This window comes from Rhodococcus sp. WB1, from assembly GCF_001700945.1.
GTDB lineage: Bacteria > Actinomycetota > Actinomycetes > Mycobacteriales > Mycobacteriaceae > Rhodococcus > Rhodococcus aetherivorans.
Window position 1 is genome coordinate 3,727,941 of record NZ_CP015529.1, and the last position, 18,295, is coordinate 3,746,235.

The following is an 18,295-nucleotide window of genomic DNA, read 5'->3' on the forward strand; positions in this document are numbered from 1 at the left end:
GTACTCCTCATCGCTGCGCCCCGTTCAGCTACGGACGATCTTCAGATCGTCGTTGTTGATCAGGTCCGGGCGCGTCCAGCCGTCGATGTCGTATTCGGACATGCACTGCTCGGCGAAGCCTTTGAGCTGATTGTCCAGGCCCTGAGCCTGGTAGGCGAACAGCGTCTGGAAGCGCACGGCCTCGTGGTCGCCGCCGTAGTTGCGCTCGTACAGTTCGTGCCGGCCGCCGAACTCGGTACCGACGGCATCCCAGAGCAGCTTGAGCAGCTTGACACGATCGATGGCCACGATGCCGTTCGACCCGCGAACGTACTGGTCGAGGTACGGCCGGATCTCGGGGTTACCCCAGTCGCTCGCATGCGAATTCAGGTAGATCAGGCCGCTGCCGAGGGTCTGCTGGATGATCTCCTTGATCCGCGGGTAGCCGACGCCCATGAAGGTGCGGTAGGCGAGACCGTAGTTGAGGTTCGGTTGCACGGCCCCGTTGACCCACGGATCGGGCGTCTTCGCCATCGCGTCGGACAGTCCCCAGAACATGTCACGCCAGTTGAGGATCTCGCCGATCTGCATCTGCACGCCGCGGAATCCGGCCGAGCCGGTCATCTCCACCGCCTTCATCACACAGCCGGCGATGAAGTCCAGCTTCACGGCGAGACGGGCGCAACCGTGGAACATGAAGCGAGACATGAAGCCCGACTTCATCACGAACCCGTTGGTCGTCTCGGTGTCGTAGGCGAAGACGTTCTCCCACGGAACCAGCACCCGGTCGAACACCATGATGGCGTCGTTCTCGTCGAATCGGCTCGAGAGCGGGTAGTCGAACGGCGTACCCATGACGGCGGCGTTCATCTCGTAGGACGTACGGCAGAACAGCTTCAGGCCCGGCGAATCCATCGGGACGGTGAAGATCAGGCCGAACTCCTTCTTGCGGAGCGGCAGGCCGTAGTGCGCGATGAAGTTGGCGTTGGTGATCGCCGACCCGGTCGCCACCACCTTGGCGCCGGACACGATCAGGCCCGCGTTGGTTTCCTCCACCACGTGCACGCAGATGTCGGCGGTCTCGTCGGCGGGCTTGTCGCGGTCGATCGGGGGGTTCACGATCGCGTGGTTCATGTAGATCACGCGTTCCTGTGCTTCCTTGTACCACCGCTTCGCGTTGTCCTGGTACTCCCCGTAGAACTCCGCGTTGGCTCCGAGGGTGCCGAGGAACGACGCCTTGTAGTCGGGCGAGCGGCCCAGCCAGCCGTACACCTCGCGCTGCCAGGTGGCGATCGCATCACGAGCGAGGAGCAGATCGTCGGCACTGTGCGCCGTCTTGAAGAACGGATGGGTGAATCCTCCGTTACCGGTGTCGGTCGGCACCGACAGGATGCCCTTCGCTTCCGGCTTGTGCATCGCGTCGTACATCCGGGCCACCGACCGGACCGAATTGCGGAAGGCCGGATGTGTGGTGACATCGTCGACCCGCTCGCCACGGAAGTACACCTCACGACCGTCGCGGAGCGACTCGATGTACTCGTCGCCGGTCATGGGCCGGACGGTGTTGGGCGCTCCGACGGCGTCGCCCAGGATCGATGTGGTCGTCATGGTCTTCACTCCTGGTCTCGGGGGTGTGGTGCAGGAATCGGCTCGGGTGGGGAACGGCACGACGGGCGTCGACCCGGCCCGGCCGTATCCGCCGACTTCGGAGGATCCCGGCACCGATCACGCTGGCGCGCTTCGGTAACCGTCCTCGGTGGTCGCGCGGGGCCGGGGGTTGGGATATCGTTCCGGGCGCCACGTTCCTGTGATCTGTAACACTAGAAGGCGGAGGTGTGGTGGAACATGGCTGAGCGCGAACAAACGGGTGACTCTGCGCGCAACGGAGCGGCCCCCGGCATCGTTTCCCTGCGGACGCAGGAGCTGGACACGAGCGAGGGGCACACCCGATGGGCGAGCACGCTGGGGCAGCTGTACTGCGAGATGGACGTCGCGTGGCCGAACCCACGACGTCACTTCGACGCGGAATGGGGCGGCCGGCCGTTCGGCGATCTGCACGTCAGCACGATCCGGGCCGACGCCCACACGGTGGTCCGCTCGCCCGCGATGGTCGACTCCGACTCCGGTGCAGGCTATCTCGTGTGCATCGTGACCGAGGGCCACGTCGAGGTGCAGCAGTCGGGCCGGACCACGACGGTCGAGCGAGGGTCGTTCGCATTGCTCGACTGCGCCACCCCGTTCGTCTTCCACTCCCCCGCGCCGTTCCGGCAGATCGTCGTGCGGTCTCCTCGTGAACTGCTCACCTCGCGCCTGCCGGGGCGGATCGTCGAACACGGCACGGCCCGCACGATCTGCGGCGAGACCGGGCCGGGCGGACTGGTCGGTCGTTTCTTCGTCGACATCGCGTCGATGAATGCCCCCATCTCGCGGGGGGCCGCCGTGTCGTTCGCCTCCTCGGCCGTCGACATGCTGGTCACCGCCCTCACCGAAGGCACTGTCGCGACCGGTGCCGCCCAATTGCACCGCACGGAAGATCTCACCCGCGTCCAGCGGGTCATCGAACAGAAGCTGCACGATCCCGAGCTCACGCTTCCGGACGTCGCCGCCGACGCCGGGATGTCGTTGCGCAACGTCCAGAAGCTCTTCAGCGCAGCGGGCACCACTCCGCGCGCATGGCTGTATCAGGCACGGCTCGAGCGCGCGCGGAAGTACCTGCTGACGACCGAGATGTCCGTCGCCGAGGTCAGCGAATGCGCGGGCTTCCGGGACGTCTCCCACTTCAGCAGGACGTTCCGCGCCGCCTTCGGCGCGAGCCCCGGCCAGTATCGGAAGGAACGCGCCGGCCGCGAACCGGGGCACCGACACTGAACGACGACCGGCCGGGTGCTCGGGCTGAACCCGAACACCCGGCCGCGGAACCGGTCACACCGGCGACATCACCGGCGGCGCGCTGCCGACGGTGAACTCCTCCTTGAAGATCAACCGGGGCGCCATGCGACGCCGTTTGAGCGCCTTGACCGCCGCGGTGACCATGGCGGGTGGCCCGCACAGGTATGCGCTGCGCCCCTTGCAACTGGCGAAGTCGTCGAGCACGGCGTCGGTGACCACGCCGGTGGCGCCGTCCCACTGCTCCTCGCTGAGTACAGGGTGGTAGCGGAATCGGGGATCGGCGGCCTCGAGAGCCCGGAAGAAGTCCACGTCGTACAGATCCGCCTGCCCGCGCCCTCCGTGGTACAGGTCGATGCTCGGGACAAGATCGTTGGAGAGTGCATGGCGCACAATCGACTTCAAGGGGGCAAGCCCCGTTCCGCCGCCGACCAGAATGGCCGGTTCTTCCTGGGGACGAACCAGGGCGAACTGCCCCAGCGGCCCGCGCAGCCCGATCCGGTCTCCCGGCCGAAGCGAGCCGAAGATCCACCCCTCCGTCGCGAGCCCTCCATCGACCCGCTTGATGTGGAACTCGAGCCGGCGCGACTCGGAGGGCGGATTGGCCATCGAGTACTGACGCGCCACAACGGAACCCGGCACGATCAGCTCGGCGTACTGACCGGCGGAGAACTCCATCGGCTCGTCCAGCTCCACGACGAGCCGGCGGGTGCACCGTGCGATGTCGGCCAGCTCGAGCACGGTGCCGGCGTGGTCGCGCAAGGGATGCCTCGGCCCGTCCGGGGGCACGTCGTTCAACGGCGCGACGGTCAGATCGGTGCGAGGTGTCGCCTGACAGGCGAGTGTGAGCCCGGACGCGCGCTCCGCCTCGCTCAGGATGGTCTCGTCGGGCCGGCCGTGGTCCACCTCGCCGCACAGCACCCTGATCTTGCAGGTCCCGCAGGTGCCCTGCGAGCACGCGTGCGGCAACCAGCGGTTCGCCCGCAGTGCGGACTCGAGTACCGAACGGTCGGGCGCGCCGGGAAAGGCCCCGTCCTGCCCGGAAACGGTCACCGAGTGGCTCACGACTACACCTCCCATCGGACGTGCAGGCCCTGCGGGCCGCGGAAGGTCCAGCCCCAGAAGCTCGGGGTGCGGTCGGGGTCGGGTTCGATGTTCGGGATCGTCTCGAACAACTCCTCGAGGGCGATCCGGACGATCGCGGTCCCGAGGTAGGTGCCGGCACAGGCGTGCTTGCCGGCGCCGAAGGCGAGGTGCGGCATGACCGGCCGGTCCACGTCGTAGGCGTCCGGGTTCGCCCACACCGTCTCGTCGCGGTTGGCCGAGCCGTACGCGAGTATGACCGGCGTACCCGCGGGCAGGTCGACGCCGCCGACGGTGACCTCCCGGTTCGCGACCTTGACGGCGGCGCTCCAGATCGGCGCTACCCAGCGCGCGCCCTCGTTGACCGCCCGCGGGAGGAGATCCGGATCGTCGACGACGCGCTCGAGCTGGTCGGGATGCTGCAGCAGGCCCGCCAGTGTCGTCGTCATGACGTGACCGGGCTCCTGCAGCGCACCGAGCAGGAAGACGTAGATGTTCGGGTAGATTTCCGACCGCTCCCGCACCTGCCCCTCCGGCATTCCGTCGTGCAACCAGTGCGAGATCAACGTGTGGTCGGGATTGCGGGTCCAGTGGTCGAGCAACGGATCGACGGTGGCGACGATCTCCTCCTTGATCCGGTCTCCGGCCTCGAAGGGCTCGGCATGGGCGAACTCGCCGTTCTCGTCGACCTCGGCGTTGCCGTACGACAGCGCGAGCGTCTGGAACCACCGCACGAGCGTCTCCGAGGGGACGTTCCGCAGACCCATCAGGTCACCGACCGCACGGACGCTGACCGGAGCGAAATAGGCCTCCTGGATGTCCACGGCCCCGAGTTCCTCGATCCGTTCGAGGATGCTCCGCGCCTGCGGCCGGACCAGCGCTTCCACGTAGGAGTCGACCGCGGCGGGCCGGAGTTGCGGATCGATCCATTCGCGCAGCTTGCGGTGCCGCTCGCCGTTGGAGTCGAGCACGGTTCCGGTCCCGAACGTCCGCCCGCCCGAGGGGGCGATCACCGTGGACCACGTCTCGGAGTCCTGGGTGATCTGCAGGCACAGCTCCCTCGTGGCCACCACGTGCATCCCGATCGCCGGGACGTAGGCGACCGGCGCCTCCCGGCGCAGCCGCTCGTAGATCGGATTCGGGTCGCGGTCGAGTTCCTCCATGGTGATCTCGTCGATCCAGGTATGGGTGGTGGTCATGATGTCGCTCTCCTGTCGTGGGCTCATCCGGAGATGACGGCCGGGGTCGCGCAGACGGGGTGTCCCGCGGTATCGTCCGCCCGCCGAGTTCCTGTGATCTGGAACACTAGAAGGCGGAGGTGAGCGGGAACATGACCGACAGTGCACCGAAGGATGACTCCCCGTGCACCGCGGCGTCCGGCCGGAGATTGGCGCTGAGCACGCGCGAACTGGAGTCCACCGAAGGTCGTGCCCGGTGGACGGACACGCTCGAGACGACCTACTGCGAGATGGACGTCGACTGGCCGCAGACGCACGACCGTTTCGCGGCGGATCTGGTCGCGCGCCCGCTCGGGGAGATGACCGTCAGTGTGGTGCATGCCGATCCGCACGCGGTGGTGCGGACACCGTCGATGATCACCTCGGATCCGAACGACGACTACCTGCTGTGCTTGATCACGCGCGGTTCCGCGATCCTGACGCAGGGGACCCGGTCGGCGACCCTCACCGACGGCGCCTTCGGCATCGTCGACTCGTCGGCACCGTTCGTCGTCGACGCCACAACCGAATTCGAGCAGATCGTGCTGCGCACGCCGCGTGAGCAGCTGACCTCCCGCCTTCCTGTCGAGCTCATGAACAGCGTGACAGGCCAGGGCATTTCCGGACAGTCCGGAATCGGACGGTTCGTGTCCCGGTTCCTCGTCGAGGTCGCCACCGCCGATACCCCCTTGTCGCAGGGCTCTTCGGCAACCGTTGCGGCCGCGGCGCTGGATCTGCTCGTGAGCGCGATCGGTGAACAGTCGCCCCCGTTGAGCGCCACGAAGCGGATCCACGCGGACGACCTTCGCAAGGTGCAGAGCACCATGGTCCGGTATCTCCGAGACCCCGACCACACGCTCGCCGATGTCGGCGCGGAACTCGGAATGTCCGTGCGGTACATCCACAAGTTGTTCAGCACGGCGGGAACCACCCCCCGCACCTGGCTGTACCAGGTACGCCTCGGACGCGCGCGTGCCCTGCTGTCGGAAACCGACCTCACGGTCACCGAGATCAGCGGCCTGGTCGGCTTCCGGGACGTGTCCCACTTCAGCCGTGCCTTCCGTCGGCAGTTCGGCTCCAGCCCCGCGCATTTCCGGCTCGGTCGAGCCGTACGATAGTCGCCGGGACGGGCGGACCGCGTGCACCGCGCGTCCGCAGTCCCGCGAGAACCGTTCGTCCCGTTGCCTCGCCGGAGATCGACGACCGTCCCGCGCTCCGAATGATGTGCGGAGAATGTTCCGTTATCCGGTGTGATCGCGTCCGAAGATCTGTCGTGCGAGGACCCATCGCTGGATCTCGTTGGCGCCCTCGTAGATCTCACCGATCTTGCTGTCCCGGTATATCGCCTCGACCGGTCCTTCGGTGTCGTCGGCTCCGAGGGACTGCACGAATCCGAGTCCGCCGAACGCCTGCACGGCATCCCGGGCGATGCGCGCCGCCAGGTCGGTGCCGCGCAGCTTCGCCATCGCCGCTTCGGGCTCGGGAAAATGTTCCCCGGTGTCGAGCCGAAGAGCCGCTTTCAGGTACAGGCTGCGGGCGGCCTCGAGATCCGCCGCGTAGTCGGCCATCACGAACTGCCAGTGCTGTTTGGAAGCCAGCGAACCACCGAACGCGTGCCGCGACTTCAGATGCGCGACGGTGCGGTCGAAGGCGGCCTGCGCCATGCCGACGCCGGCGGCGCCGATTCCGATGCGGCCGTACGTGAGTGTCCGGAGCGCGACGCGCAGGCCGCCGCCGACCCGCCCGAGCACCGCTTCCGGTCCGAGCCGAACACGGTCGAGGATCACGTCGGCCGTGATCTGCCCGCGGTTGCCGAGTTTGCGGTCGGGTGTGCCGACGGTGACGCCCGGTGCGCTGGTGGGAACGATGAAGGTGGTGAGGCTGTCGCCGGTCCGGGCGAGCACGACGACGACGCCGGCGACGACCGAATTGGTGATCCACCGCTTGCGGCCGGTGAGTACCCACCCGTCGCCGTCCGGGCTCGCGACGGTCTGCACCGCTTCGGGAGAGAGATCGCTCGACGCACCGGGCTCACTCGTCGCGAACGACCCGACGATCTCCCCGTCGACGACGGGACGCAGCCATCGGTGCCGTTGCTCCTCGGTGCCCTGGTCCAGTGCCGTGCCGGCGAGGATGCAATGGACGTCGTAGATGGCGGCGACACTGTTGGAGTAGTACGCCAGTTCCTCGACGGCCACCGCGGTGGCCGTGGCGCGATGCGTGAGTCCGTCGCCACCGACGTCCGCGGTGAAGGGAATGCGGAACAGACCGTTCGAGGCCATGGCCTCGAACGCGTCCCGCGGGAACCCGTCGAGGCGCTCGTCCCCGCCGGCGATCCGGCCGGCGATCGGCGCGACGGCCCGGGTGGCGAAGTCCCGGACGCGGTCGCGCACCTGTCGCACCTCCGGTGGCGACAGCAGGTCGTGGTACATCCGGTCCGCCACCCGTTCGCAGCCGGGCTCGGGCTCGGCAACCAGGGTCAGGGCGCGCTGTCGGTTCGACGTCATCGGGTTCTCCGGGGGATACAGGGGATGGTGTCTCCCTTGTGTATCCCGCGGCCCCGCCCCGATCCGGTCCGATCACGATGCTCGACTTCGTCGCCGGCGGGCGTTGTCGCAGTTCGGGATATCCGGACCGTTCAGGCCCGTGTCTCACGCTCGGCGATCGTCACATCACCCGCCGCGAAGTGTGTCTTCGGCGTCTCCCGCAGCACCACCCGGATGTTGGGCAGCGGCGCGTCCAGGGCCCGGTGCGCCGCCTGGGTCAGTTCGTGGATCAGCCTCCGGAGCTCGTCCGGGCTGCGCCCCTCCGCGATCGTCACGTCGATGAACGGCATCGTCAGCCTCCCGCGACGGTGACGGTGCCGAGGGTGGTGAAGTGCGCGGCGATGCGCGCCCCCGGCTGCACCGGCACCGCGTCGGTCATGCCGCCGGTGAGCACCACCCACCCTGCCTCGATGGCGAGTCCCCGCTCGGCCAGGGTGTTCGCGGCGAAGGCCAGCGCCTCCGCGGGATGTCCGTGCACCGCGGCGCCCGTCGCCGAGTCCACCACCTCGCCGTCGACCTCGAGCAGGCACGCCTCGAGGGCGAGATCGAGATCCTCCGGCGCACGGCCGACCGGACCGGTCACGTACCGTCCGGACGAGTTGTTGTCCGCGACGGCGTCCATCATCGAGAACTGGTAGCCGGAGAACCGGCTGTCGATGATCTCGATCGCGCCGACCACGTGCTCCACCGCGGCCAGCGCGGTCGCGGCCGAGACCCCGGGTCCCTCGAGCCTGCGGCCCATGACGAACGCGATCTCCGGCTCCGCGCGGGCGTGGATCATCTTCTCGCGCGGGACAGGCTCGCCGATCGGCAGGATCATCCGGTCCGTGAGCCACGCGGTGGACGGCGAGTCCACGCCCACCTGCCGTTGCTTCGCCTTCGACGTGACCCCGAGCTTCACGCCGGTGAGCCGCTCGCCGCGGGCGAGCCGCATGCGCAACGCGATGTCCTGCGCGGCGTACGCGGTCCCCAGGTCCAGTCCGTCCCATTCCGCGAGGATCGACGTCTGCGGGGTCGCGGTGTCCTCCGCACGCAGCAGCACGTCGGCGACGCGGGCCGCGCTCCACAACTGGTCGCTCATTTCTCGTCCTTTCCTCCGAGCACGGCGGTGACGCTGCCGAGCCCGCTGATGTTCGCCACGACGGAGTCGCCCGCCGCCACCGGGAACGCCCTGGTCATGGAACCTGGAAGCACCACATGCCCCGGTTCGAGGGTGACCCCGAGCGGGCCGACCGTGTTGGCCAGCCACACCAGTGCGTTGAGCGGGGACCCGAGCACGGCTCCGCCTGCTCCCGTCGCGGTGAGTTCACCGCCTATGTGGAGCGTGCATCCGATCAGCCTCAGGTCGACGTCGCCGAGGGAGACCGGCCGGCTCCCCAGGATCACCCCGCCGGAGGAGGCATTGTCCGCGATGGTGTCGAAGATGCCGATCTTCCAGTCCCGGATCCGCGAGTCGACGATCTCGAGTGCGGGCAGCACGAAGTCCACGGCCCGCGCGGCTTCGGCGGCGGTGACGCCCGGACCGGCCAGCGGCCGGCCGAGCACGAACGCCACCTCGGGCTCGATCCGCGGCTGCAGGAAGCGGCCGGCGGGGATCGGCTGGTGCTCGAGGTGGAACATGCTCGCGGTCAGGTGCCCGAAATCGGGTTGATCGACGCCCATCTGCCGCTGGATCGCGCGGGAGGCCAAGCCCACCTTGTGGCCCTTGACGACATCACCGGCCAGCGTCCACTGCTCGACCTGCAGCTGTTGGATCCGGTAGGCGAGTTCGATCGACGCGTCGGGATGGTCCGGGGTGAGCGGATCGATCGGTTCCCCCGTGCGATACACCTCGAGCAGTCGGTCTGCGGCCTTGTGGGCGGCGGTGTCCATGGCTCCTCTTTTTCGCTTGTCTCGTTCGTGCGGTCGGATTCGTGGTCAGGAGGCGCGTGGGCTCGCCGCCGTCAAACCGGCGGCACCCGGGTCGTCCCGCAGGAGCACGGGACTGCAGTCGTGGGCTTCGGCGATCGCCCGGGTGATCTCGTGCGCGGCACCGACCACGGCCCGCTCGAGCTGCGGTCGCCGCTGGACGAAGCGCGTCGCGGGCACGCTCACGCTCACGGCCGCCACGACGGAACCCAGGTCGTCGCGCACCGGGGCGGCGACGCAGTGCACCTCCGAGACCGTCTCCCCGAGGTCCGCAGCGAAGCCGGCCGAGCGCACACCGGCCAGGGCGTCCAGAAGTGCCTGGGGGTTCGTGGTGGTCGACGGTGTCAGCCGCCGCAACGGGCGCGTGGCCAGATACCGGCGCACCTCGATCTCCTCGAGTTGCGCGAGCAGCACCTTGCCCACCGCCGTGGAATGCGCATCCAGGCGCGTCCCGATCCGCGCACCCTGCACGGTGATGTTGTGATTGCCGAGAATCTTGTCCACATAGAGGACGTTCCATCGATCCATGACCGCGAGATGAGTTGTCTCGCCGCACTTCTCCACCAGGCGCTCGAGGACCGGGGCGGCACAGGACCGGACGTCGACGGTGCCGCGCAGCGTCTCTCCCAGCTCCACGACGCGCCAACCGAGCCGGTAGCGTCCGCGTGCGCGGCACTGGAGCAGCCCCGTGTCGACCAGGCTCGACAGCAGGGCGTGCGCGCTCGATCGGGGAACGTCGATCGCCGCCGCGACCTCGGAGACTCCCCACTCGGGTTGCTGCACCGTGAACAGGTCCAGCACCGGTCCGATCCTCTGCACCGTCTGCAGTGACGCCACGTCCAGGTCCGTCCTTTCGGGTCGCGGCGGAGGCCTCGAATGCGCACCGCCGCCGCCGGATGCTTGTGATCTGGAACACTAGGTCCCCGGATGGCGGGCGAACATGGCTGGGAATGCACAGAAGGATGACTCCACGCGCACCGAGTGCGCACATCCCGTCGCGCGGCCTCGGGAATCGGCGCGAGACGTGCGCACTCGCGGGGCCTCGGCGGTTACGCGCCCAACGACATCCGCAGGTGCGCCACGACGTGCGCGAGGGTCGGGTCGTCGACCTGACCGGCGCGCCGGACGACGCTGACGACCCGCACGGCGCCGGGCGCGGGTATCGCCACCAGGTCCGGTCCCAGCGGCCTGCGGCCCAGTCGCGGCACCAGCGCGGCGGCGAGCCCGGCGCGCACGAAGTCCAGATGGATGTCGAAGTCACTCGACGTGCAGGTGATCCGGGGGCGCAGGCCGTGCCCGGCGAACATGGACATCAGCCATTCGTGGCACAGCGTCCCCTCGCCGGTGGACACCCAGTCCGACGACGAGAGCTGTTGCGGTGAGAGCGTTTCGCCGAGGGCCGGCGGATGGTCCGCGCGCACGATCACGTCGGCGCCGTCGTCGAGCACATGTTCGGCGACGAGGGTGTCGGGCAACACCCGCGGCAGCGACCGCCAGTGGTGCAGCACGGCGACGTCGGCCCGCCCGGTGGCCACCCTCAGGGCAGCGTCGACCGGGTCGGCCTCGACGACCCTGACGGACAGATCCGGCCGGCCCATGGTGGCCGAGGCCAGCGCCGCGGGGATGCCGGCCCGGATCGCCGTCGTGAATGCCGCCACCGTGACCGCGCCGGCGATCCGCGACGATCCCGAGACCCGGAAGAAGGCCGATTCCAGCTGCCCGAGAAGGGGTTCGGCGTCGTCGAGGAGGCGCTGGGCGGCGGGGGTGAGCACCACCCGGCGGCCCGCCGGGGCCGTGAGGGCCGCGCCGAGGCGTCGCTCGAGCCGTTTGACGCGCTGGCTGACGGCGGAGGGCGTGTATCCGAGGGCGCTCGCGGCCTCGGTGACCGTGCCGTGGTCACGCAGCGCACGCAGGGCCACGAGCCCGTCGACGTCGAGCATGTAGCAACATTACACAGAACCCTGCACAAAGCCGTGATGGACGTGCACGTTTCCGCGCGGCACTCTCGATCCTGTCCCGAACGGAAGGGGTTCCCGTGGTTTCTGCCTCCGCTGCGGCCGGGGTGGCCGTGGTCGCGCTGGGCATGGTCCTCACGCCCGGCCCGAACATGATGTACCTGACCTCCCGGTCGCTGGCGCAGGGCCGCCGGGCCGGCCTGGTGTCCCTCGCGGGTGTCGGCGCCGGGTTCCTCTGCTACCTGCTCGCCACTGCGGCCGGGCTCTCCGCCCTGTTCGCCGCGGTCCCCGTCGCCCACGATCTCCTGCGGTTCGCCGGCGCGGGCTATCTCGCGTATCTCGCATGGGGCATCCTGCGTCCCGGCGGCGGTGCACTCTTCGCCCCGGCCCCTGCGACCGAGCACTCGGCGGCGCGACTGTTCGGCATGGGCCTCGCGACGAACGTGCTCAACCCGAAGATCGCCCTGATGTATGCGGCGCTGCTGCCCCAGTTCGTCTCGCCCGTCGCCGGTCCCGAGTGGCGGCAATTACTCGTGCTCGGCGCGGTCCAGATCGGGGTGGCGCTGACGGTGAACGGGTTGATCGTGCTCGGCGCGGCAGCCGTCGCGCGCCGCGTGGCAACGCACCCGCGGGCCGTGCGGGCGCAGCGCCTCGTCACCGGCACGGCCCTCGGGGCCTTCGCCGTGGCGACGGCCTGCAGCCAGGCGCCGCCCGCACGGTCGTAGGGCTCAGGCCTCGAGCACCTGCCCCTTGCGTTCCGGCAGCGTGTAGGCGGCGACGGCGGCGACGGCGAACGCCGCCGCGAACACCCCGAAGACGAGCGGGTTGCCGCCGGCCGTGAGCAGCCCGGGCACCAGCAGCGGCGCCAGGATCGACGCGATGCGCCCGAACGCGGCCGCCGCACCGGTCCCGGCGGCCCGCACCGACGTCGGATACAGTTCCGGACCGATCGCGTACAGCGCGCCCCACGCGCCGAGGTTGAAGAACGACAACGCCATTCCGGCGGCGACGATCCGGGTGGGGGTGTCGGCGAGGCCGAACAGCCCCGCGGCCGCCGCCGAGCCGACGAGGAAACTCGCCAGGGTGGCGCGCCGCCCCCACACCTCGATCAGCCACGCGGCGACCGCGTACCCCGGCAACTGCGCGAGCGTGATGATCAGCGTGTACTCGAAGGACTTCACCAAATCGAAGCCCTGGGTGACCAGCAGGCTGGGCAGCCAGATGAAGGCCCCGTAGTACGAGAGGTTGATGCCGAACCACACCGTCCACAGGGCGACGGTCCGGCGCCGCAGCCGCGACGACCAGATCGACTCGGCCGCCGCCGGGTCGGTGCGCACCGGGCGCGACGTCTCCTCCTGGTCCGGGGGCGCGTCGACGCCGGCGGACGTCTCGAAGGACCGGACGGCCGTCTCGGCCTCGCCGTAGCGGCCACGGCTCTCGAGGTACCGGACGGATTCGGGCAGGCCGAACCGCACGACCACCGCGTACAGGGTGGGGACGATCCCCACGGCCAGCGCCCAGCGCCAGCCGTCGTCGCCGAGCGGGATCACGAAGTAGCCGATGAGGGCGGCGAGGATCCACCCGGCCGCCCAGAACGCCTCGAGCGCCACCACCATGCGGCCGCGCTGCCGACGCGGCGCGTATTCACTGACCAGGGTCGACGCCACCGGAAGTTCGGCCCCGAGACCCAAACCGACGACGAACCGCAGCACGATCAGCACCGCGACGGAGCCGGCGAGCGCGGCGGCACCGGTGGCCAGGCCGTACACCAGTAGTGTCACCGCGAACACCTGGCGCCGGCCGATCCGGTCGGCGAGCAGGCCGCCGAGCGCGGCGCCGACGGCCATCCCGACGAAGCCGATCGAACCGATCCACGACAACTGGGTCGTGCTCAGGCCCCACTGCACCGCCAGGGCGGCCATCACGAACGAGATGAGCCCGACGTCCATGGCGTCGAGCGCCCAGCCCACACCGGAGCCGAGCAGCAGCCTGCCGTGTTTGCGGGTGAACGGGAGCTCGTCGAGCCGCTCGGTGCGCGTGGTCATCGACCGAAAGCTATCACCGCCACCGCGGTGATAGCTGGGCTCGGCCGCCGCGCCGGTTCAGCCGCGGGCGGCGTCCTCGAGCGGCGCGATCTCGATCTTGCGCATCTGCAACATCGCCTCGGTGATGCGCCGTCCCACCTCGGGGTCGGTGTCGGAGAGCAGCTCGTAGAGCCGCCGCGGCACCACCTGCCAGGACAGCCCGAAGCGGTCCTTCAGCCAGCCGCACTGGCTCTCCTCCCCGCCCTCGGTGAGGGCGTTCCAGTAGTGGTCGACCTCGTCCTGGTCGGCGCAGTCGATCTGGAGCGACACCGCCTCGGAGAACGAGAACTCCGGGCCGCCGTTGAACGCGACGTAGCGCTGGCCGTCGAGTTCGAAGTCGACGGCCATGACGGTGCCGGCCGGCTTGGGGCCGGCGTCCTGGTAGTAGGTGGTGCCCAGGATGCGGGAGTCGGGGAACACACTGGTGTAGAACTTGGCCGCGTCCTCGGCCTCGGTGTCGAACCACAGGAACGGGGTGATCTTCGGCATCGTCTTCTCCTTGCTCGGGTGGATGACGGCACTGCCCTCGGTGTCACAGATATCGACCCGAGACGGAACCGGAACTCATCGCGGTCGCGAACCGGTGCATGCCCGGGCGATCATGAACTGGTTTCGATACCCGTCGGAAGGAGACGCTCATGCGGACGTCGGCTCGCATCACCACGGCAGTTCTCGGCGCCACAGTCCTGTCGGCGCTCGCGCCCGGCACGGCCCTCGCCGACACCACCGACGAGGGCTCGAGCGTGATCGGGTCCGTCGAGATCTTCTCCTGGCTGATCGACTTCCTGGCCAGTGCCTTCGGCCTGTCCTGAGCAGGCCACCCGCGTCAGCTGCAACGGATCGTGTCCTCGGTCAGGTCGCGGACCTCCGCGTACCGGGCGCGCACGGCCGGCATCGGGTCGGTCTCGTAACGCTGCACGGCACCACCCTGCCACCGCGGTGGTTCCGCACCGCCGTCGAGCACCCACGCCGCCTGGCGGGCCGCGCCGACGGCGACGTACTCGCCCGGCTCGGGCACCTCGACCGGGACCCCGAGCACGCCGGGCGCGACCTCGCGCAGCGCGCGGGAACGGGCGCCGCCACCGACGAGCAGCACCCGTCGCACCGGCACGCCCTGCGCGGTGATGTGGTCGAGGCCGTCCGCGAGCGAGCACAGCAGCCCCTCCACGGCCGCGCGCGCCAGGTGCTCCCGCGTCGAATTCGTCAGGCGCAGGCCGTGGATCGCGCCGGTCGCGCCGGGGCGGTTGGGGGTGCGCTCGCCCTCGAGGTACGGCACCATCACGAGCCCGCCGGCGCCGGGCGGGGCCGACAACGCGAGCCGTGACAGTTCGTCGTGGTCGACGCCGAGCAGCGCGGCGGTGGCGTCGAGGACCCGCGCCGCGTTGAGGGTGCACACGAGCGGCAGGTGGCGGCCGGTGGCGTCGGCGAAGCCGGCGACCAGCCCGTCGGGGTCGCGGGTGGAGGTGACCGAGACCGCCGAGACCACGCCCGACGTGCCGACGGAGACGATCACGTCGCCCTCGCGCGCACCGAGGGCGAGGGCGGCGGCGGCGTTGTCCCCGGCGCCGGGTCCCAGCGCGGCGCCCCGGCTCGTCTCCCCGACCTGTTCGGCCGGTCCGGCCACCCGGGGCAGCAGGGGCCGCCGGCCGCGCAACGCCAGTTCGAGCAGGTCGGTGCGATAGGCGTCGTCGGCGGCGCTGTAATAGCCGGTGCCGCTGGCGTCGCTGCGGTCGGTGATCAGCGCACCGATGTCCGATCCTCCGGCCAGCCGCCAGGTCAGCCAGTCGTGCGGCAGGCACAGCGCCGCGGTGCGGTCGGCGCGGGCGGGCTCGTGGTCGGCGAGCCAGCGGGCCTTGGCGACGGTGATCGCGGCGAGCGGGACGACGCCGACGGCGTCGGCCCACTTCTGTCCGCCCCCGAGGTCGGCGACGAGGTCGGCGGCGGCCGCGGCCGAGCGGGTGTCGTTCCACAGCAGCGCCGGGCGCACCACCGTCCCGGTCTCGTCGAGGGTCACCAGCCCGTGCTGCTGACCGCCGACCGACACCGCGGCGACGTCGGCGAGCCCGCCGGCGGCGGCGACGGCGCGGTCGAGGGCGTCCGCCCAGGCACGCGGGTCGACCTCGGTGCCGTCGGGGTGCGGGGCGCGGCCCTGCCGCACGATGCGGCCGGTGTGCGCGTCGCAGACGAGCACCTTGCAGGACTGGGTGGACGAGTCGATCCCGGCGACGAGCGTCACCACGGCTCCTTCGGGTCGGCGTCCCGCTCGTCGCGGGTGGGCAGGTCCGCGCCGGCACGCGCGACGGTGCGGGCCGCGGTGAGCGCGGCGACGTCCAGGGCCGTGCGCAGCGCGTCCGGTCCGATTCCGCGCAGGCCCTCGCGGTCGCCGAGCAGCTCCTGGGTCCACAGGGCGTCGAGCAGGCCGGCCATGAACGCGTCGCCGGCGCCGACGGTGTCGACGACCTCGACCGGGTGCGCGGCGACCTCGACGGCGCCGGACCGCGCGACGGCGACGGCACCGCCCGCACCGAGCGTCACCGCGACGAGTGCCGGCCCGAGCGCGAGCCACTCCCGCGCGACGTCGCGGGGGTCGCGGCCGGGGGCGAACCAGCGCAGGTCTTCGTCGCTGGCCTTGACGACGTCGGCGCCCGCGACGAACCGGGTGATGCGGTCGCGGGCGCGCGGGTCGTCGCCGACGAGCGCGGGCCGGACGTTCGGGTCGTAGCTGACGGTCGCGGTGGGCACGTGCCGGTCGAGCAGCGCGGCGACGGCCTCGCAGCCGGGTTCGAGCAGGGCCGCGATGGATCCGGTGTGCACGTGCCGGGCACCGGGCGTGGGACGAGGATCGGGCAGTTGCCATTCCAGGTCGAACTCGTATGTGGCGGAGCCGTTCTCGTCGAGCACGGCGGTCGCGGTCGGGGTGCGCGCCGCGGTGCTGCTGCCGGCGGCGAGCCGCACCTTCGAGGCCGCGAGGTGGCCGACGATACGGCGGCCGCGGTCGTCGTCGCCGATATGGGTGACGAACTCGACGTCGCGGCCGAGCCGGCCGAGGCCGACGGCGACATTGAGCGGGCTGCCGCCGACGTGTTCGACGGGCTCGGCCGCGCCCCGGCGGACGATGTCGACGAGCGCCTCGCCGATCACGAGGACGGGCCCGTTCACGATCCGACCTTGCTGCGCAGGGCTTGCAGGGTGGCGCGGGCCCCGACGCGGTGCAGGGACCCGAGCGCCCACAGGTAGGCCTCGACGAACCGCGGCTGATCGGCGAGATCCCCGAAGACGGACCGGTTCCCGAGGAAGGCGGTCGGCTCCTCGCGCTGGCTGCGGGCGAGGGGCCCGAGGGTGTCGGCGAGCCGGTCGACGACCTCGATGGGGTCGCCGGCCTCGTCGATGCCCTCGGCGTAGCGGGCCCAGCCGGCCACGACGGCGGCGGCCAGGCGCACCGATCCGCCCGTGGCGAGGTTCTCCCGCACCACCGGCAGCAGCCACTTCGGGATGCGGTCGGAGGATTCGGCGCACAGCCGGGCGACGGTGTCGCGGATCTCGGGATTGGCGAAGCGCTCGATCAGGGTGCGCTTGTACTGCGCGAGGTCGATGCCGGGCACGGGCCGCAGGGTGGGGGTGGCCTCGGTGTCCATGTAGTCGAGCAGGAACTCCGCGAACAGAGGGTCCTGGGCGGCCTCGTGCACGTAGCGGTAGCCGCACAGGTGGGCGAAGTAGGCCAGCGCCTGGTGGCTCGCGTTGAGCAGGCGCAGCTTCATCAACTCGTACGGCGCGACGTCGTCGACGAGTTGCACCCCGGCCTCGTCGAAGGCCGGACGGCCGCAGGAGAAGTCGTCCTCGAGCACCCACGAGGTGAACGGTTCGGAGACGACGGGCCAGCGGTCGCGGACGCCGAAGCGGGCGTCGAGTTCCGGGGCGATGTCGTCGGTCGTGACGGGGGTGATGCGGTCGACCATCGAGTTGGGGAACCGGGTGTGCTCGCGCATCCAGCCGGCGAGATCGGGGTCGACGAGTTCGGCGAAGGACGTGAAAGCCCGCCGGGCGACGGTGCCGTTGCCCTCGATGTTGTCGCACGACATGATCGTCGGCGACGGCAGCCCGCGCTCCCGGCGGCGCGCGAGCGCGGCGGTGACCAGGCCGAAGACGGTGGCCGGCGCGTCGGGGTGCTCGAGGTCGCGGCGGACGGCGGGGTCGTCGACGTCGAATTCGCCGGTGTCGTGGCGGATGTTGTAACCGCCCTCGGTGACGGTGAGCGAGACGACGCGGGTGGTGGGTGCGGCGATCAGTTCGATCACCGCCTCGGGATCGTCGGGGGCGTAGCGGTAGTCGACGATCGAACCGATCACCCGCGGTTCCCATTTGCCGTCCGGGTGGCGCAGGATCAGGGTGTAGAGGCCGTCCTGGGACGCGAGGGCGTGGCGCATGCGGCGGTCGCCGGGCATGACGCCGACGCCGCAGATGCCCCAGTTGCGGGCGCCGCGTTCGAGCAGCCGGTCGACGTACATCGCCTGATGGGCACGATGGAATCCGCCGACCCCGAAATGCACGATGCCGACGCCGATGTCGCGGCGCGAGTAGGTCGGGCCAGGGACGGGCAGGGCGTTCAGGGTGTTCTCCCCCAGGTCCACTTCGGGGCT

General features: G+C 70.4%; 18 protein-coding genes. 4 read left to right on the forward strand and 14 right to left on the reverse strand.

The features are described from left to right. Nucleotides 1-24: 24 nt before the first annotated feature. The gene (locus A4U64_RS16440; RefSeq protein WP_065923515.1) at nucleotides 25-1,587 is read right to left on the reverse strand and encodes a 4-hydroxyphenylacetate 3-hydroxylase family protein; all 1,563 of its coding nucleotides are present in this window, start codon (nucleotides 1,585-1,587) and stop codon (nucleotides 25-27) included. 237 nt (nucleotides 1,588-1,824) lie between these two features. Here A4U64_RS16440 and A4U64_RS16445 point away from each other — a divergent pair, with 237 nt between their 5' ends. Beyond that, on the forward strand, nucleotides 1,825-2,847 hold the full coding sequence (locus A4U64_RS16445) for an AraC family transcriptional regulator (RefSeq protein WP_006933888.1): 1,023 nt from the start codon (nucleotides 1,825-1,827) through the stop codon (nucleotides 2,845-2,847). 54 nt (nucleotides 2,848-2,901) lie between these two features. On the opposite strand, the gene A4U64_RS16450 is transcribed toward A4U64_RS16445, so the two are convergent. Both A4U64_RS16450 and A4U64_RS16455 read right to left on the reverse strand, forming a co-directional pair. Next, nucleotides 2,902-3,930, reverse strand: a complete 1,029-nt coding sequence (locus tag A4U64_RS16450; RefSeq protein WP_006933887.1) for an NADH:ubiquinone reductase (Na(+)-transporting) subunit F — start codon at nucleotides 3,928-3,930, stop codon at nucleotides 2,902-2,904. A 2-nt stretch (nucleotides 3,931-3,932) separates the two neighbouring features. After that, nucleotides 3,933-5,147 carry a cytochrome P450 gene (locus tag A4U64_RS16455; protein WP_029542310.1) on the reverse strand — a complete coding sequence of 405 codons (1,215 nt, stop codon included), beginning with the start codon at nucleotides 5,145-5,147 and terminating at the stop codon, nucleotides 3,933-3,935. Between the two features lie 131 nt (nucleotides 5,148-5,278). On the opposite strand from A4U64_RS16455, the gene A4U64_RS16460 reads away from it, so the two are divergent. Beyond that, entirely contained in the window at nucleotides 5,279-6,283 is a 1,005-nt protein-coding gene (locus A4U64_RS16460) for an AraC family transcriptional regulator (protein ID WP_043799227.1), read from the forward strand. Between the two features lie 123 nt (nucleotides 6,284-6,406). Here A4U64_RS16460 and A4U64_RS16465 read toward each other — a convergent pair whose 3' ends face one another. The 6 genes from A4U64_RS16465 to A4U64_RS16490 form a co-directional block, all read right to left on the reverse strand. Next, on the reverse strand, nucleotides 6,407-7,672 hold the full coding sequence (locus A4U64_RS16465) for an acyl-CoA dehydrogenase family protein (RefSeq protein WP_065922836.1): 1,266 nt from the start codon (nucleotides 7,670-7,672) through the stop codon (nucleotides 6,407-6,409). A gap of 131 nt (nucleotides 7,673-7,803) precedes the next feature. After that, nucleotides 7,804-8,001 (reverse strand): tautomerase family protein, encoded by a 198-nt coding sequence (locus A4U64_RS16470; RefSeq protein WP_006933877.1) that lies wholly within the window; start codon nucleotides 7,999-8,001, stop codon nucleotides 7,804-7,806. A gap of 2 nt (nucleotides 8,002-8,003) precedes the next feature. Beyond that, nucleotides 8,004-8,792: a 2-keto-4-pentenoate hydratase gene (locus A4U64_RS16475; RefSeq protein WP_006933875.1), complete on the reverse strand. Its 789-nt coding sequence runs from the start codon at nucleotides 8,790-8,792 to the stop codon at nucleotides 8,004-8,006. Then, entirely contained in the window at nucleotides 8,789-9,583 is a 795-nt protein-coding gene (locus A4U64_RS16480) for a 2-keto-4-pentenoate hydratase (protein ID WP_006933873.1), read from the reverse strand. The genes A4U64_RS16475 and A4U64_RS16480 overlap by 4 nt, the downstream gene beginning before the upstream one ends. A gap of 45 nt (nucleotides 9,584-9,628) precedes the next feature. After that, complete coding sequence (locus A4U64_RS16485; protein ID WP_065922837.1) at nucleotides 9,629-10,456, reverse strand: IclR family transcriptional regulator; 828 nt, start codon at nucleotides 10,454-10,456, stop codon at nucleotides 9,629-9,631. 212 nt (nucleotides 10,457-10,668) lie between these two features. Next, complete coding sequence (locus tag A4U64_RS16490; RefSeq protein WP_029542302.1) at nucleotides 10,669-11,559, reverse strand: LysR family transcriptional regulator; 891 nt, start codon at nucleotides 11,557-11,559, stop codon at nucleotides 10,669-10,671. Between the two features lie 95 nt (nucleotides 11,560-11,654). On the opposite strand from A4U64_RS16490, the gene A4U64_RS16495 reads away from it, so the two are divergent. Next, entirely contained in the window at nucleotides 11,655-12,299 is a 645-nt protein-coding gene (locus A4U64_RS16495) for a LysE family translocator (RefSeq protein ID WP_065922838.1), read from the forward strand. A gap of 3 nt (nucleotides 12,300-12,302) precedes the next feature. Here the strand turns inward: A4U64_RS16495 and A4U64_RS16500 are convergent, their stop codons facing one another. Beyond that, complete coding sequence (locus A4U64_RS16500) at nucleotides 12,303-13,619, reverse strand: MFS transporter (protein WP_065922839.1); 1,317 nt, start codon at nucleotides 13,617-13,619, stop codon at nucleotides 12,303-12,305. A 57-nt stretch (nucleotides 13,620-13,676) separates the two neighbouring features. Further along, a complete protein-coding gene (locus A4U64_RS16505; RefSeq protein WP_043799220.1) occupies nucleotides 13,677-14,147 on the reverse strand; it encodes a VOC family protein in 471 nt (156 codons plus the stop codon). 149 nt (nucleotides 14,148-14,296) lie between these two features. Between A4U64_RS16505 and A4U64_RS28255 the strand changes: the two genes are divergently transcribed. Next, a complete protein-coding gene (locus tag A4U64_RS28255; RefSeq protein WP_006933860.1) occupies nucleotides 14,297-14,470 on the forward strand; it encodes a hypothetical protein in 174 nt (57 codons plus the stop codon). A gap of 14 nt (nucleotides 14,471-14,484) precedes the next feature. Here the strand turns inward: A4U64_RS28255 and xylB are convergent, their stop codons facing one another. The 3 genes from xylB to A4U64_RS16520 are packed head-to-tail and all read right to left on the reverse strand — an operon-like array spanning nucleotide 14,485 to nucleotide 18,286. Further along, nucleotides 14,485-15,894 carry a xylulokinase gene (gene xylB / locus A4U64_RS16510; RefSeq protein ID WP_006933858.1) on the reverse strand — a complete coding sequence of 470 codons (1,410 nt, stop codon included), beginning with the start codon at nucleotides 15,892-15,894 and terminating at the stop codon, nucleotides 14,485-14,487. After that, the gene (locus A4U64_RS16515) at nucleotides 15,891-16,817 is read right to left on the reverse strand and encodes a carbohydrate kinase family protein (protein WP_006933855.1); all 927 of its coding nucleotides are present in this window, start codon (nucleotides 16,815-16,817) and stop codon (nucleotides 15,891-15,893) included. Before A4U64_RS16515 ends, xylB begins: the two co-directional genes overlap by 4 nt. Further along, entirely contained in the window at nucleotides 16,814-18,286 is a 1,473-nt protein-coding gene (locus tag A4U64_RS16520) for a mannitol dehydrogenase family protein (RefSeq protein WP_006933853.1), read from the reverse strand. Before A4U64_RS16520 ends, A4U64_RS16515 begins: the two co-directional genes overlap by 4 nt. Between the last annotated feature and the right edge of the window lie 9 nt (nucleotides 18,287-18,295).